The sequence below is a fragment of the Stenotrophomonas sp. 01N47 genome (assembly GCF_056399165.1).
In genome coordinates, this window is record NZ_JBFTQU010000026.1 from 1 (window position 1) to 608 (window position 608).

The window sequence follows — 608 nt, forward strand, 5'->3', positions numbered from 1 at the left end:
GTTGCTGACTTCCGCCGCGGTGCGGCCACAGCCCTGGCAGATTTCGTCGAACAGCGTGGAGCAGATGCCGATGCACGGACTGTCCGGACGGTTGCTCAGCCCGCCCTGGCCCTCGGAAGTGGCGGCTGCGGCAGGTGACAGGACGGAATCGGACGGAATGACGGGCATGCGGTCGGCGGGTGGAACGGCTGGGGGCACATTATAAACGGGGCGGATGGCCGGCCCGGCGATGGCGATATGACGTTTCCGGTCAGGTCGGCCAGGGTCGGCCAGGATCGGTCATGGTCGGCCGGGAACCAGTCAACGCGGACCGCCGGTGTCTGCAGGGATTACCCCGGAAGTTATTGAGCTGGGCGCGGTGGTTGGCTACGCTGGCAATGTCTCGATTCACGATTCATTCCCCATCCTTTCCGGAGTTTGCCGATGTCTGAAGCCTCTGCTGGCATTTCCCGCCATTCGGACGGCACCGTCGCGCCGCGCGTGGCGGCCGTGGTGGAGTCCGTGTTGATGCAGTCCCCGGTGGCGCGTGCGCTAGGCATCCGCCTCGATGCCCTCGCACCCGATCACGCCGAACTGCTGCTCCCGTTCAGCATGGAACACACCACGGT

Annotated in this window: 2 protein-coding genes; one reads left to right on the plus strand and one right to left on the minus strand. The window is 65.6% G+C overall.

Features of this window, described 5'->3' with window-relative positions; all coding sequences use genetic code 11:
• Positions 1 to 168 (minus strand): DUF1289 domain-containing protein (locus AC1DKR_RS21010; protein ID WP_478035064.1); only part of this gene is annotated, 168 nt, incomplete at its 3' end.
• 255 nt (positions 169 to 423) lie between these two features.
• Between AC1DKR_RS21010 and AC1DKR_RS21015 the strand changes: the two genes are divergently transcribed.
• Positions 424 to 608, plus strand: a 185-nt coding sequence (locus AC1DKR_RS21015; RefSeq protein WP_478035061.1) for a hypothetical protein, incomplete at its 3' end; no start/stop codon positions are given.